This is a genomic window from Paenarthrobacter sp. NEAU-H11, assembly GCF_050573415.1.
GTDB lineage: Bacteria > Actinomycetota > Actinomycetes > Actinomycetales > Micrococcaceae > Arthrobacter.
The window spans coordinates 1-14,305 of record NZ_JBNZGA010000016.1 but is presented as its reverse complement, the minus strand read 5'-3'; the positions used below and the strand labels follow the sequence as shown (position 1 = coordinate 14,305).

Below are 14,305 nucleotides of genomic sequence, written 5' to 3'. Positions count from 1 at the left end.
AGGAACCGATATCTAGTAGCCCCAACCACAACATGTAGTATTACACGCTTGTTATTAGCGGTGCCCAGGACATAAAATGGAGGCGCTGAAGTTGCGCCTGCACTGGCGCCTGGGAAGGAGGGTGGCACTATGTATTGTCCGTTCTGCCGCAACCCGGACTCCCGGGTAGTGGACAGCCGCATGGCGGATGACGGTTCAGCCATCCGCCGGCGCCGCCAGTGCCCGGAATGCGGCCGGAGATTCACCACGGTGGAAACCACCAGCCTTTCCGTGATCAAGCGGTCCGGCGTGGGGGAGCCCTTCAGCCGCAGCAAGGTGATCAACGGAGTACGGAAGGCCTGCCAAGGGCGGCCCGTCAGCGAAGACGACCTCGCGCTGCTGGCGCAGGAGGTCGAAGAGCAGATCCGTTCCTCTGGCGCTGCCGAGATCGACGCCCACGAGGTGGGCCTGGTCATCCTCGGTCCGCTGCAGAAGCTTGACAAGGTCGCCTACCTGCGGTTTGCCAGCGTCTACCAGGCTTTCGAATCCCTTGAGGACTTCGAAACCGCTATCGCCCTGCTCCGGCAGGAAGAGGACGGCGCCCCGGGAATTGCCGCGAAGGGCGCGAAGAGCTCCGAGAAGAGCCCCCTGTAGTCTCCGGTGGCGGCAGCGGAGGGGAAGCCGCAGCCGCCACCGAAGGACTGAGCCGTGCCGCCGTCGACTGCCGGGCAGTTGGCGGCGCACGGCTTTTGCTACTTTGCGAGCTTGTGCTTCAGGGCGATTTCGATGGCGGCACCTACGATGCCGGCCTCGTTGCGAAGGACCGCCGGCACGATGGGGGTCCGGAGCCGAAGGTTGGGCAGGTACTCGTCGGCACGCTTGGAGATGCCGCCGCCCACAATGAACAGTTCGGGCGAGAACAGGAATTCGACGTGGGAGAAGTAGCGCTGCAGCAGGACGCTGTATTCGTCCCAGGACAGCCCGTCGCGTTCCCGTGCCACCGCCGAGGCTTTGGATTCGGCGTCGTGGCCGTCGATTTCCAGGTGTCCCAGTTCAGCATTGGGGACCAGCTTGCCATCGAAGATAAAGGCCGAACCGATTCCCGTGCCCAGGGTGATCACCAGGACGGTGCCCTTGACGCCGGCCCCGGCGCCGTAGCGGGCTTCCGCCAGCCCGGCAGCGTCGGCGTCGTTGATGACCTCCACCGGCCGGCCCAGCCGGGCGGTCAGGAGCGCGTCGATGTCCGTGTTGAGCCAGCTCTTGTCCACGTTGGCCGCGGAGTGCACTACGCCGTGCTGGATGATGCCGGGGAAGGTCACGCCCACGGGCGAACCGGCAGCCGGGGCCTCGGGCCGGGCAGAAAGCTCGGAAACCACCAGCGCCACGGCCTCGGCAACGGATTCCGGGGTAGCCGGCTGGGGGGTGGGGACCCGGAACCGTTCACCCAGCAGTTTGCCCTTCTTCAAGTCGACGATGCCGCCCTTGATTCCGGTGCCACCGATGTCGATGCCGATCAGGGGGGCGTTCTTGTTCGACTTTTCGTCATTCTTGGCCAATGGGTATCCGTTCGTGGCAGAGGCGGGCAGGGTAGGAGCGGCCGGAAAGCCGCCTGGGATTGGTGTCCGGTCAGGAACCGGGGAGGGCGTGCAGCGATCAGTACATCAGGCTGGAGGCCAGGTGAACAGGCTACGGCAGGGTCAGGATCTCCGCACCGGAGTCCGTCACCAGCAGGGTGTGCTCGAATTGGGCAGTGCGCTTCCGGTCCTTCGTGACCACTGTCCAGTCATCCGCCCACATGTCCCACTCCACGGTGCCGAGCGTCAGCATCGGCTCGATGGTGAAGACCATGCCGGCCTCGATCACCGTGTTGTAGGCCGGGGCGGCGTCGTAGTGCGGAATGATGAGCCCTGTGTGGAAGGCTTCACCCACGCCGTGGCCGGTGAAATCCCGCACAACACCGTAGCCGAAGCGCTTGGCGTAGGACTGGATGGCGCGGCCGATCACGTTGATTTCCCGGCCCGGTGCCACTGCCTTGATGGCCCGGTTCAGCGACTCCTGTGTCCGTTCCACCAGCAGCCGGGATTCCTCGTCCACATCGCCCACCAGGAAGGTGTAGTTGGTGTCTCCGTGGACACCGTTGATGAAGGCGGTGATGTCGATGTTGAGGATGTCGCCGTCGTGGACCACGGTGCTGTCCGGGATGCCGTGGCAAATGACCTCGTTCAGGGACGCGCACAGCGACTTGGGGAAGCCCCGGTAGCCCAGGGTGGAAGGGTAGGCGTGGTGGTCAAGGAGGAACTCGTGGCCCACCTTGTCCAGCTGGTCCGTGGTGACGCCCGGCTGGATGTGTTTGCCCACTTCCACGATGGCCTGGGCGGCGATCTTCGAAGCTACCCGGATCTTTTCGATCGTTTCGGGGGATTTGACCTCGGAGCCGGTGAACTTTGCCGGGGCAGGCTTGCCCACGTACTCCGGCCGGGGGATGGACGCCGGGACGGGACGCTGCGGACCTATGGTCCCCGGGGTGAGGGTGCCGATGGGTGCAGTCGAGGCAAGGGAAGGCATAGATTGATCATATAAGGCACTGCAGAACGCCAAACAACCGGAAGCCGCGCGGGACCTGCGAAAGAATCTACGTTACGCGGATCACGCCGCGGCTTCCCCGCCGCCGGAACGAGGAGCAACGATGACTGAGTACTGGTACAACGTCAGGACGCATGAGATCGAAGAGGACCGGCTGTCCGACTGGAGCCAGCTGATCGGGCCTTACAAGACGCGGGAAGAAGCCGAACACGCCCTTGAAAAGGTCCGTGCCCGCAACGAGGCGTGGGAAAAGGACGACGACGACTGACCGCGGGGATGGCAGGCCCGCCTGGTGCGGGCGTGCGTTGCCGGCGGCCGGCCGCCCGGCGGTGGAACCTGTCCGGCGCTAGAACGAGTGTTCAGGACCGGGGAACCGGCCGGACCTGACGTCCTCGGCGTAGGCAGTGGCCGCATCCATCAGCGTGCTCCGCAGGTCCGCGTACTGCTTGACGAACTTGGCCATCCGGCCGCCCCGAAGCCCCGCCATGTCCTGCCAGACGAGCACCTGCCCGGTTGTTTCCTTGCCGGCGCCTATCCCTACGGTGGGAACGGAGACCGCCGCATCCACTGCGGCCGCCGTTTCGGCCGGAACCATTTCCATCAGCACGCTGAAGGCCCCCGCATCAGCCAGCGCGACGGCGTCGTCAATCAACCGCTGTGCGTCGCCGCCGCGGCCCTGGACGCGATACCCGCCCAGTGCGTGCTCGCTCTGGGGGGTGAAGCCGATGTGCGCCATCACCGGAATGCCGGCCTGCACCATGGCTTTTACGGTGGGGGCATAGTATTTGCCGCCCTCGATCTTCACGGCGTGCGCCAGGCCTTCCTTGAGGAACCGGACACCCGCGGCCACGGCCTGCTCAGGGGAAACCTCGTAGCTTCCAAACGGCAGGTCGGCCACGATCAGCGCGCGCTTGGCGGACCGCGCCACCGCCCGGCACAGCGGGAGCAGCTCGTCCACGGTCACCGGAAGGCTTGTTTCGTTGCCGAAGACGTTGTTCGACGCCGAGTCGCCCACGAGGAGCACCTCGATGCCGGCAGCGTCGAAGATCTCCGCCGTGTACTGCTCATAGGCGGTCAGCATCGCGAACCTGGTCCCGTCCCTCTTGGCCTGCTGGAGGTGGTGGATGCGGACCTTGGTGGGCTTCCGTTCCGAAGCGGACGCAGCCGCCTGCCCGGGCCCGCTGCCGTAGGGGGCGGGGACGTCGGCGGACATGCTGGAGTCGGAGCTGTTGCTTGAGGCCATGGCACGAGCGTAGTGCGGTACCGGCCGTCCTAGCTACCGGCGGTCATCGCCCCCGGTGGTGATAAGCGTCATAGAAAGGCGCTGGAGCAGGTCCCCGGAAGCGGGCGAGGGGTGCACTCCGGAGGCAAAATCGGGCGGGGAGGTGTTAACGCTGTGTTACGCGCGGGGCAGGCTCCAGCATCGGGGCCGAATGCTTAGTACAGTGTTGGTGAACTGCTGCCGGCTTTTCCCCTCTGCGGACCCGGAGCATGGACGTTGACCGGAGAAGAGGCCATCATGGACCGCCAGCAAGAGTTTGTCCTGCGCACAATCGAAGAGCGCGACGTACGGTTCGTACGCCTGTGGTTCACCGACGTCGTGGGCTCGCTCAAGTCCGTGGCACTTGCCCCCGCTGAAGTTGAGGGCGCCTTCGAGGAAGGCCTGGGGTTCGACGGTTCCGCGATCGAAGGCCTGGCCCGGGTGTTCGAATCCGACATGCTGGCCCAGCCTGATCCCTCCACGTTCCAGATCCTGCCGTGGCGCGGCGAAACGGAGCAGACCTCCAGGATGTTCTGCGACATCCTCACGCCCGACGGCGAGCCGTCCGCGGCGGATCCGCGCAACGTGCTGAAGCGGACCCTCGCGAAGGCGGCGGACATGGGCTTCACCTGCTACACCCACCCGGAAATCGAGTTCTACCTCCTCAAGTCGCAGGAACCCGGGCCGGACGGTGCACCCGTGCCGGTGGACGAGGGCGGCTATTTCGACCACGTTCCCGGCGGCGTGGCACAGGACTTCCGCCGCACGGCAGTGACAATGCTCGAATCCGTGGGCATCTCGGTGGAGTTCAGCCACCATGAGGCAGGCCCCGGCCAGAACGAAATCGACCTCCGCTATGCGGATGCACTTCAGACGGCGGACAACATCATGACGTTCCGCACCGTGATCAAGGAAGTGGCACTCCAGCAGGGCACCTACGCCACCTTCATGCCCAAGCCGTTCACCGCCCATCCCGGATCCGGCATGCACACACACTTCTCCCTGTTCGAGGGGGACACCAACGCCTTCTATGAGGCCGGCGCGGAGTTCCAGCTGTCCAAGACCGCCCGCCAGTTCATCGCAGGCATCCTCAAGCACGCCCCCGAATTCACTGCGGTGACCAACCAGTTCGTCAACTCCTACAAGCGGCTCTGGGGCGGCGGGGAAGCTCCCAGCTACTTGAGCTGGGGGCACAACAACCGCTCGGCGCTGGTCCGGGTTCCGCTGTACAAGCCGGGCAAGGGCCAGTCCGCCCGGATCGAGTACCGCGGCATCGATTCCGCGGCCAATCCCTACCTGGCCTACGCCGTCCTGCTGGGCGCCGGCCTGAAGGGCATCGAGGAAGGCTACGACCTTCCCGCCGCCGCCGAGGACGACGTCTGGTCGCTCAGCTCGGCGGAACGCCGCGCCATGGGCCACGATCCGCTTCCCGCCAGCCTCCATGACGCCATCCGGACCATGGAAGAGTCCGAACTGATGCCGCAGATCCTGGGAGAGCAGGTTTTTGAGCACTTCCTGCGCAACAAGCGCGCAGAGTGGCAGGACTACCGCCTGCAGGTGACGCCCTACGAGCTGCAGCGCAACCTCGGCATCCTCTAGGCGGCGGGCGTGAGCCTGGCACGCCGCCTCATTGCGGCCGGTTTCAGCGACCTTGAAAAGGGTGAGCGGTTCCTGGCTGCCCCGGAGCTGGAAGGACTGGACCAGGACAGGCTGTTCGCGGGCCTGCACATGGCAGCCAGCCCGGACACTGCCCTCCAGTCCCTGGTCCGCCTGATCGAAAAGCACCCGGACCTCCGGGACCTGGCCGCCGCCGACCCCGACACCAGCGAACCGATGTACAGGGTGCTCGGTGCGTCCGAGGCGCTGGGGGAGTTCCTGATCCGCCACCCGGAACACCTGGAGGCCTTCCGGGTCCGGGCGAGCCCCGAGCCGCTGCAGTCCGATCCTGCCACCCTGCGCGAAGTCCTCCTGCAGTCCGTGGGCGCCGACCCGCGTGCCGAGCGCCCGGTGGCAACCAGCACCGGAGCCGATGCCTATGCCGCCCTGCGCACGGCCTACCGCAGGGGGGTGGTGGACCTCGCCGTCAAGGACCTGTGCGCCGCCGATCCGTTGGACTTCCTGCCGGCCGTGGGCGGCGAACTCGCAGACCTCGCCGGGGCAGCCATCGAGGCGGCCCTCGCGGTCTCGCGTGCCGAAGCCGCCGGCCAGTACGGCGCGGACGCCGTCGCCGGCGTCGGACTGGCCGTCATCGGCATGGGCAAATGCGGCGCCCGGGAGCTGAACTACATTTCCGATGTCGACGTCATTTACGTCGTGGACCCCGGCGCCCTCGAGGACGCGCAGGCGAGCACCATCGGCTCTGCCCTTGCCAGCGGCATATCCCGTGCCATTTCCTCCGTGGCGCGCGAACCGGGCCTGTGGGAGGTGGACGCCAACCTGCGGCCGGAAGGTAAGTCGGGGCCCCTGGTGCGCACCTTGGCCTCGCACGAGACGTACTATGCCCGCTGGGCCGAAAGCTGGGAGTTCCAGGCACTGCTGAAAGCAAGGACCATTGCCGGTGACGCCGCCCTGGGCCGCCGCTACGAGGAAGCCGTCGCGCCGCTGATCTGGAGTTCGGCAAGCCGTGACGGTTTCGTGGAATCCGTCCAGGCGATGCGGCGCCGGGTCACCGAGCACATTCCGGCCGCGGAGGAGCAGCGGCAGATCAAACTGGGCCGCGGCGGGCTCCGCGACGTTGAGTTCACCGTCCAACTCCTTCAGCTTGTGCATGGAAAGGCAGATGAAACGCTGCGACGGCGTGACACCACCTCTGCCATCGCCGCGCTGTCCGCCGGAGGGTACATCGGGCGCGCCGACGCTGCTGCGTTCGACAACGCCTACAGGTACCTGCGGCTGCTGGAGCACCGCATCCAGCTTTTCCAGCTGCGCAGGACCCATCTCATGCCGGTGGCTGAACCGGCCCTCCGGTCGCTGGCCAAGGCCGTGCTGGGGCCCTTCTCAAACGAGCGGCCCCATCCTGACGCACTGCTGGCCACGTGGCAGAAAACCAAGCGTTCGGTACGGGAACTGCACGAGCGTATCTTCTACCGGCCGCTGCTCAACACGGCGGCCAAGCTCAGCAGCGAGGACGCGAAGCTGACCCCGGAAGCCGCCCAGGGCAGGCTGGCAGCCCTCGGATATCGGGATCCGCAGGGCGCCATGCGCCACATCGAGGCACTCACGGCGGGGGTCAGCAGGCGCGCCGCCCTGCAGCGGCAGCTGCTGCCAATCCTGCTGGACTGGCTGGCCGAGGGCGTGGACCCGGATGCCGGGCTGCTTGCGTTCCGGCGCGTCAGTGAAGCCCTGGGAACCACGCACTGGTACCTGGGAATGCTCCGGGACTCCAGCGCCGCAGCAGAACGCCTGTGCCACGTGCTCTCGAATTCCAGGCTGATAGCGGATCTCCTGGAGGTCTCGCCCGAGTCCGTGGCCTGGCTGGGCCACGACAAGGACCTGGTCCCCTTGAGCTTCGAAGCGCAGTGGCAGGAGATCACCTCCAAGATGTCCCGGCATGCGGATCCGGAGAGTGCCATGCGGCTGATCCGGCTGATTCGGCGGCGGGAAATCCTCCGGATCGCCGTGGCAGATTCAGCCGGGCTGCTGGCCCAGGACCGGGTGGGGACGGCGCTGGCGGACACCGACCGTGCTGCCGTCCTGGGTGCCCTGCGGGTGGCCGAAGGCATCGTCTCCGCCGGCGGGCCGCTTAAGACGGCCGTCCTGGTGGTGGCCATGGGCAGGCAGGGCGGCCGCGAGATCGGCTACGGTTCGGATGCGGACGTTATGTATGTGCACAGGGCCCTGCCCGGTTTCAGCCAGGAGGAAGCGCAGGAGCAGGCCGCACGGATCGTCGCGAAGGTCTCCACCCTGCTGACGCAGCCCCTTAAACCGGCCATCATGGCCGAGCGCGTCCTGCAAATGGACGCGGACCTGCGGCCGGAGGGAAAGAACGGGGCCATGGTCCGCTCCTTGGACTCCTTTGCCGAGTACTACCGGAGATGGTCCCTGATCTGGGAAGCCCAAGCGCTCCTGAGGGCACGCCCCATGGCCGGTAACGACGATCTTGCCAAGGATTTCATCGAGCTCATTGACCCCATCAGGTACCCGGAAAGCATTGCGGATACCGACGTGCGGGAGATCAGGCGGATCAAGGCGCGCGTGGAGGCGGAACGGCTTCCCCGCGGGGCAGATCCCGCACGGCACCTGAAACTGGGCCGAGGCGGGCTGAGCGACGTCGAATGGCTGGTGCAGCTACTCCAGCTTCGGCACGCCGGCCGGCACCCCGAACTGCGGACAACCTCGACGCTTGCGGCGCTGGAAGCCGCCGCCCAGCTGGGCTTGCTGGCCCGGGCGGATGCCGACCTCCTGGCCCGTGCGTGGCGCCTGGCCAGCCGCATCCGGTCCGCCAACGTGATCTGGAGCGGCAAGGCCTCGGACCTGCTGCCCTCTTCCCGCCGCGACCTGGAAGCCGTGGCGCGGTGGTGCGGGTACGAGCCCGGCCAGGCAGCCGTCCTTGAAGAGGACTACCTGCGGGTCAGCAGGCGGGCCCGGGCAGTCTTCGAGCGGGTTTTTTACGGACAGTAGCCGCCCCAGGCAGCCGGACGCCTCCCTGGCGATGGCTGCGAGTGGCTGACACCCGCCCTGGCCGGTGCTACTTTGAGCCCATGGCAACCCAAATCTATTTCAACCTGCCCGTCAAAGACCTGAAACGCTCGGTGGACTTTTTTGCGGCCCTTGGCTTCTCCTTCAACCCGGACTATACCGACGAGAATGCCACCTGCATGATCGTCAACGAGAACGCCTACGTCATGCTCCTGGTGGAGTCCTTCTTCAAGACCTTCACCTCCAAGGACGTTGCGGACAGCAAGGGCTCCGCGGAGGCGATCATCGCCTACTCCGTGGACAGCCGGGAGGCCGTGGACCAGGCCGTCAGGACCGCCCTGTCCTCCGGCGGGTCACCGTCCGAGAAACCCCAGGACTACGGATTCATGTATAACCACAGCTTCCAGGATCCGGACGGCCACCTCTGGGAAGTGATGTGGATGGATCCGGCCGGTCCGCCGGCCGAGTCCGCAGCCGGCGGCAATTCCGCCGGGCCGCAGGCCTGAGCGGCATGGGCCGGAGCGTATGGCTCATCCCGCTCCAGGACCTCGACGCCGACGCCCGGGCTGTCCAGCTGGGAGCCGTGGCAACCCTGGAGCCGGGCCCCGGGCAGGAGCGGTTCGTCGGTGACCCGCTCCGGATGGCCCTGGCAGGACTGGCTGAGGAATCGCGGCGGCCCTACGTCATTGAGTGCGCCGGCAGGGCCGTCGGCGTGCTGACCCTGCAGGCCGGGGCAGCACGCCTGGCAGGATGGCCGGACGAGGCGTCTGCGTGGCTGCTGAGGGGTTTCCTGATCGACCGGCGGGAACAAGGCCGCGGGCTCGGCGGCCTCGCCGCAGCCGCCGCTGTGGCGGCCGCTGAAAAACTCACCGCCCGGCACCAAACCCGGGAGGCCGGCGTCGTCCTTTCAGTCAACGAAGCCAATCCTGCGGGCGTGTCCGCCTACCGCCGGGCCGGGTTCGAGGACCGGGGCCAGTACACCGGAGGGGCGGCAGGACCCCAACGCATCATGTTCCGAAGTTTTCGGCCACAATAGCGTCTCGGCGCGGGGGCGCCGTTTGCACTGAGAAAGCGATTGCCCGATCATGTGGATTGGCGGTGTTCTCCAACCTTGTTGGGGGGAAGGCTGGAACGGTCTTCATCCCGGGGGGCATTCGTCAGGGGGTCCGGTTCCCGGTCTCAGCACGTCTGGAACCGGGCCCCCACCTCCATTTCCGTCCCGGGTGCGACTTTCCCGGGCACGCAAAAGGCGGCCACCGGATAACCGGTGGCCGCCTTCGCTGCCTTAGGAGTCCTGGAGACCAGGTCCGGGACTAGACGCCGTAGTAGAGCTCGAACTCGTAGGGGTTCGGGCGCAGGGACAGCGGGCGGATCTCGTTCTCGTACTTGTACTCGATCCAGGTATCGATCAGGTCCTGGGTGAAGACACCGCCGGCCTGCAGGAACTCGTTGTCCTCGCGCAGGGCCTCCAGTGCTTCTTCAAGCGTGCCCGGAGCCTTGGGGATGTCCTTGGCCTCTTCGGCGGGGAGCTCGTAGAGGTCCTTGTCGATCGGGGCCGGGGGCTCGATGCGGTTGCGGATGCCGTCAATGCCGGCCATCAGCTGGGCAGCGAACGCCAGGTACGGGTTGGAGGAGGGGTCCGGCGCGCGGAACTCGATGCGCTTGGCCTTCGGGTTGGTGCCCGTGATGGGGATACGGATACCGGCGGAGCGGTTGCCCTGCGAGTAGACCATGTTGACCGGAGCTTCGAAGCCCTTGACCAGGCGGCGGTAGGAGTTCACCGTCGGGTTGGTGAAGGCCAGGACGGCGGAGGCGTGCTTGAGCAGGCCGCCGATGTACCAGCGGGCGGTGTCGGACAGGCCGGCGTAGCCCTTCTCGTCGTAGAACAGCGGCTCGCCACCGTTCCAGAGCGACTGGTGGCAGTGCATGCCGGATCCGTTGTCGCCGAAGACCGGCTTGGGCATGAAGGTTACGGACTTGCCCCAGGCGTCCGCGGTGTTCTTGATGACGTACTTGAACTTCTGCAGGTCATCGGCAGCGTGGGTCAGCGTGGTGAACTTGTAGTTGATCTCAGCCTGGCCGGCGGAGCCAACTTCGTGGTGGCTGCGCTCGACCTCGAGGCCGGCTTCGTCCAGTGCAACACACATGGCGTCGCGGAGGTCAGCCTGCTTGTCGGTGGGGGAGACCGGGAAGTAACCGCCCTTGACGGGGGTCTTGTAGCCGAGGTTTCCGCCCTCTTCCTCGCGGCCGGTGTTCCAGTGGGCTTCCTCGGAATCGATCTTGTAGAAGCTGCCCTGCGGGGAGGACTGGTACTGGACGTTGTCGAACACGAAGAACTCGGCTTCGGGAGCGAAGAACGCGGTGTCCGCGATGCCGGTGGATGCCAGGTACGCCTCAGCCTTCTCGGCAACGCCGCGGGGGTCGCGGTGGTACGGATCGCCGGTGCGCGGGTTGACGATGGAGAAGTTCAGCGCGAGGGTCTTCTCCATGCGGAAGGTGTCCAGGAACGCCGTGGTGACGTCGGGGATGAGCTGCATGTCAGACTCAGCGATGCCCTGGAAGCCGCGGATGGAGGATCCGTCGAAGAGCTGGCCGTTGATGAAGAAGTCGGCGTCAACACTCTTCGCGGGGACGTTGAAGTGCTGCTGGACGCCCGGAAGATCGGTGAAACGGATGTCGACGAACTTAATATCTTCGTCCTTGATGAACTTGAGGACTTCGTCCGCAGTCTTGAACATCTATGCTCCTTACGCATATGTAAATATCTGGCGTGCAAGCCAGCTGATCCAGCGCAATCCGAAGGCAGGGAAACAACGCGGTGTTCCCCTGCCTTCAGTACCCTGCCGCAATAGCCTGCCGTGTACTACCTGCTGTGTCTTGCCTTCCGGCGGATTGCTTGAAACTGGTAACAGCCTATGGACGCGGCATTTCCCGTCCATGTCCGCATTGTTTCGGGCAGGTTACAGAATGCCCTGATATGGCAACGCTATCCTCTGTCCACACTGTGGTCTAACCCCATCCACAGTGTGGTCGGCAGGAAGTCGCTAAACTTGGACGGTGGTAGATCGCAAAGACATCGGCTCCTGGCTCTCCGGCCCCGACACCTCGGGCATATCCAAGTATCCGGGGGAGCGGCTGGGACTGCCGGAGTCAGGGCCGGGCTCCATTGCGCGGGCGGGCCGCAGGATCGCCGCGATCACGATCGACTGGACCGTTGCGCTGCTGATCAGCAACTTCGCCTTCGCGGGCGACGCCTGGGCCACCCTCGCAATCTTCGCCGTAGAACAGGCCCTGCTGGTAGGGACCCTCGGCTACAGCATTGGACACCGTGCGGTGGGCATCCACGTGGTGAGGGCCGGGGGTGGTGCGCCGGGTCCGCTGGCCGCACTGGTGAGGTCCCTGCTGCTTTGCCTGGTGATTCCCGCGGTGATTTTCGATCCTGACCACCGCGGCCTCCACGACAAGGCAATGAATACGCTGCTGCTCCGCCGCTAGGCGCTCGAAGCCCCGGCGGCGCGGAGCGCACCCGGCAGGCTAGACCGAACTTGGTTCCCGGAGAGTGGCTGCGCCGGAAGGTGCCCCGGCAACGCTGAGGTACCGGCGCTGTCCTGCCCACCGTTCGAACAGGATGGTGGCGAACGGGAACACGGCGGACAGGCCCGCGAACAGGGCCACCACAAAGGGCCAACGCTGCAGCCGCCAGAGTCCCAGGGCGCAGACGCCATACCCCACGAACAGGGCTCCGTGAATGGGGCCCGCCACCTGGACGCCAATTTCCGTGGTGCCGGCGATCCACTTGAAGTACATGCCGATGAGGAGGGCCGCCCAGCTGAAGGCTTCCGCGACGGCCAGGATCCGGAACGCGCGGATCACTGCTTTGGTGAGGGTCATGGTGTTGTCCTGTCCTGCCTTGGGGGCTGCAAAGAAAACGCCCCGGCTGCCGGCCTAAGCCGGAACCGGGGCGGGTTCAAAACCTAGCGTCCGCGGTTGGGACGCGCCTTGTAGGGGTCAATGCCCTTGGGAATCGGGAGGCGGTTGCCCAGGGATGCAATCCGCTTCGACACGGCATTCACCTCAAGCTTGGTCAGTTCCTTCTTGAGCTTGCCCATCTTCTTGGCCACTTCGCTGAGGGGAACCTGGCCCTCGCCGCGGCCGCTTTCAATGACGTGCACGGTGACGTTGGGCAGGATGCGCGCGAGGCGCTTGCGTTCGGCCTCCAGCAGCGGCTTTACGCGGTGCGTGGGGCCTTCGCTGACGAGCACGACGCCGGGACGGCCAATTGCGCGGAAGACGGCGTCCTGCGTGCGGGGGTTGACGGCAACGGGCTGTTCCTCGGTGATCCAGCCGCGCCGCAGGGTGCCCAGGGCAGCGCCGGAGGCGCCGGGCTGATCCTCGATCTGCGCGAAGGCGGCACGCTCGGCCCGGCGCGACAAGATGAACGTGGCACCGAGCAGGCCCAGCGGGAGGCCGATGATCAGGCCGGTGATCCAGTTGTCCAGCCAGAAGCCGACCAGGAAGCTGACAGCCACAACGCCAAGGAAGACCAGCAGCATAAGCCACGGAACCATGGGGTCATGACGGCGCGTCATGGTGAAGACTTCGCCGATCTGCTTGAGCCGGCTGGGCTTCTTGACCTTGGCCTCTTTGGGCTTCCGCGAGAAGAGGCCACGCTTGACTGCGCTGGAGCCAGACGGAGTGGAGTTGCTGGAATCAGGGGATTTCGCCATAGTTCCTCAATTCTACGTGACCAAAGCCCAAGGGCCGGCACCGGAGTCTTCCGGTGCCGGCCCTTGGGTGGCGCTGTGATTTTGTGGCGGTGCGCAGCTCAGGAACGGGCGGCGAGCAGTGAGCTGGCTTCCTGGCGGGTGGTGCCGGAGTCCTGGATGCCGTCGGCGATGTGGGCGAGTTCGGCGGGGATGTCGCGGCCCTTCTTCCGCATCGCGGTGGCCCAGAGCCGGCCGGCGCGGTAGGAGGAACGGACCAGCGGCCCGGACATGACGCCCAGGAAGCCGATCTCGTTGGCCTCGTCCTGGAGGTCCACGAATTCCTGCGGCTTGACCCAGCGGTCCACCGGCAGGTGCCGCTCGGACGGGCGCAGGTACTGGGTGATGGTGATCAGGTCGCAGCCGGCCTCGTGCAGGTCCCGCAGCGCCTCGGAGATCTCTTCCCGGGTTTCGCCCATGCCCAGGATCAGGTTGGACTTGGTCACCATGCCCAGGTTCCGGCCCTGCGTGATCACGTCCAGGGACCGCTCATAGCGGAACGCGGGCCGGATCCGCTTGAAAATCCTCGGCACCGTCTCCACGTTGTGCGCGAAGACCTCGGGCCTGGAGTCGCAGATCGCTTCGATGTGTTCGGGTTTGCCGGAGAAGTCCGGGATCAGCAGCTCCACCCCGGTGCCGGGGTTCAGTTCGTGGATCTTGCGGACCGTCTCGGCGTACAGCCACACGCCCTCGTCCTCGAGGTCGTCACGGGCCACCCCGGTGACGGTGGCGTAGCGCAGCTGCATGGCCTGGACGGAGCGGGCCACCTTGGTGGGCTCGAACCTGTCCACCGGGGAGGGCTTGCCGGTATCGATCTGGCAGAAGTCACACCGCCGGGTGCACTCGGACCCGCCGATCAGGAACGTGGCTTCCTTGTCCTCCCAGCACTCGAAGATGTTGGGGCAGCCGGCCTCCTCGCACACCGTGTGCAGGCCTTCCTTCTTGACCAGGTTCTTGAGCTGGACGAACTCCGGGCCCATCTGGACCTTGGCCTTGATCCAGTCCGGCTTCCGCTCCACCGGGACAGCCGAGTTGCGCTGTTCAACGCGCAAAAGCTTCCGGCCTTCAGGTGCCAATGTCA

General features: G+C 66.0%; 14 protein-coding genes. 7 read left to right on the top strand and 7 right to left on the bottom strand.

Features of this window, described 5'->3' with window-relative positions; all coding sequences use genetic code 11:
- Window positions 1-129: 129 nt before the first annotated feature.
- The gene (nrdR, locus tag ACQ3DC_RS17265; RefSeq protein WP_157238500.1) at window positions 130-633 is read left to right on the top strand and encodes a transcriptional regulator NrdR; all 504 of its coding nucleotides are present in this window, start codon (window positions 130-132) and stop codon (window positions 631-633) included.
- Window positions 634-731: 98 nt separating this feature from the next.
- Here nrdR and ppgK read toward each other — a convergent pair whose 3' ends face one another.
- The gene (ppgK, locus tag ACQ3DC_RS17260) at window positions 732-1,535 is read right to left on the bottom strand and encodes a polyphosphate--glucose phosphotransferase (RefSeq protein ID WP_157238499.1); all 804 of its coding nucleotides are present in this window, start codon (window positions 1,533-1,535) and stop codon (window positions 732-734) included.
- 130 nt (window positions 1,536-1,665) lie between these two features.
- Entirely contained in the window at window positions 1,666-2,544 is an 879-nt protein-coding gene (map, locus tag ACQ3DC_RS17255; protein ID WP_157238498.1) for a type I methionyl aminopeptidase, read from the bottom strand.
- Between the two features lie 121 nt (window positions 2,545-2,665).
- Between map and ACQ3DC_RS17250 the strand changes: the two genes are divergently transcribed.
- The gene (locus ACQ3DC_RS17250; RefSeq protein ID WP_120691318.1) at window positions 2,666-2,830 is read left to right on the top strand and encodes an SPOR domain-containing protein; all 165 of its coding nucleotides are present in this window, start codon (window positions 2,666-2,668) and stop codon (window positions 2,828-2,830) included.
- 78 nt (window positions 2,831-2,908) lie between these two features.
- On the opposite strand, the gene panB is transcribed toward ACQ3DC_RS17250, so the two are convergent.
- Window positions 2,909-3,805 carry a 3-methyl-2-oxobutanoate hydroxymethyltransferase gene (panB, locus tag ACQ3DC_RS17245; protein WP_430752820.1) on the bottom strand — a complete coding sequence of 299 codons (897 nt, stop codon included), beginning with the start codon at window positions 3,803-3,805 and terminating at the stop codon, window positions 2,909-2,911.
- Window positions 3,806-4,081: 276 nt separating this feature from the next.
- On the opposite strand from panB, the gene glnA (ACQ3DC_RS17240) reads away from it, so the two are divergent.
- The 4 genes from glnA (ACQ3DC_RS17240) (at window position 4,082) to ACQ3DC_RS17225 (ending at window position 9,497) form a co-directional block, all read left to right on the top strand.
- Window positions 4,082-5,422 carry a type I glutamate--ammonia ligase gene (gene glnA, locus ACQ3DC_RS17240; RefSeq protein WP_157238496.1) on the top strand — a complete coding sequence of 447 codons (1,341 nt, stop codon included), beginning with the start codon at window positions 4,082-4,084 and terminating at the stop codon, window positions 5,420-5,422.
- Between the two features lie 9 nt (window positions 5,423-5,431).
- Window positions 5,432-8,443 carry a bifunctional [glutamine synthetase] adenylyltransferase/[glutamine synthetase]-adenylyl-L-tyrosine phosphorylase gene (locus ACQ3DC_RS17235; RefSeq protein WP_430752819.1) on the top strand — a complete coding sequence of 1,004 codons (3,012 nt, stop codon included), beginning with the start codon at window positions 5,432-5,434 and terminating at the stop codon, window positions 8,441-8,443.
- An 80-nt stretch (window positions 8,444-8,523) separates the two neighbouring features.
- On the top strand, window positions 8,524-8,967 hold the full coding sequence (locus ACQ3DC_RS17230; protein WP_157238495.1) for a VOC family protein: 444 nt from the start codon (window positions 8,524-8,526) through the stop codon (window positions 8,965-8,967).
- A gap of 5 nt (window positions 8,968-8,972) precedes the next feature.
- Window positions 8,973-9,497 (top strand): GNAT family N-acetyltransferase, encoded by a 525-nt coding sequence (locus ACQ3DC_RS17225; RefSeq protein WP_157238494.1) that lies wholly within the window; start codon window positions 8,973-8,975, stop codon window positions 9,495-9,497.
- Between the two features lie 277 nt (window positions 9,498-9,774).
- Here ACQ3DC_RS17225 and glnA (ACQ3DC_RS17220) read toward each other — a convergent pair whose 3' ends face one another.
- On the bottom strand, window positions 9,775-11,199 hold the full coding sequence (gene glnA / locus ACQ3DC_RS17220; RefSeq protein WP_139028876.1) for a type I glutamate--ammonia ligase: 1,425 nt from the start codon (window positions 11,197-11,199) through the stop codon (window positions 9,775-9,777).
- Window positions 11,200-11,518: 319 nt separating this feature from the next.
- On the opposite strand from glnA (ACQ3DC_RS17220), the gene ACQ3DC_RS17215 reads away from it, so the two are divergent.
- Window positions 11,519-11,956, top strand: coding sequence for an RDD family protein (locus ACQ3DC_RS17215; protein ID WP_321215938.1), 438 nt, complete (start codon window positions 11,519-11,521; stop codon window positions 11,954-11,956).
- Window positions 11,957-11,995: 39 nt separating this feature from the next.
- Here the strand turns inward: ACQ3DC_RS17215 and ACQ3DC_RS17210 are convergent, their stop codons facing one another.
- From ACQ3DC_RS17210 to lipA, 3 genes are all read right to left on the bottom strand, one after another.
- Window positions 11,996-12,352 (bottom strand): DUF3817 domain-containing protein, encoded by a 357-nt coding sequence (locus tag ACQ3DC_RS17210; RefSeq protein ID WP_430752818.1) that lies wholly within the window; start codon window positions 12,350-12,352, stop codon window positions 11,996-11,998.
- An 83-nt stretch (window positions 12,353-12,435) separates the two neighbouring features.
- The gene (locus ACQ3DC_RS17205) at window positions 12,436-13,188 is read right to left on the bottom strand and encodes a DUF4191 domain-containing protein (RefSeq protein ID WP_323057381.1); all 753 of its coding nucleotides are present in this window, start codon (window positions 13,186-13,188) and stop codon (window positions 12,436-12,438) included.
- Window positions 13,189-13,286: 98 nt separating this feature from the next.
- The coding region (lipA, locus tag ACQ3DC_RS17200) for a lipoyl synthase (RefSeq protein WP_430752817.1) at window positions 13,287-14,305 on the bottom strand (1,019 nt) is incomplete at its 5' end.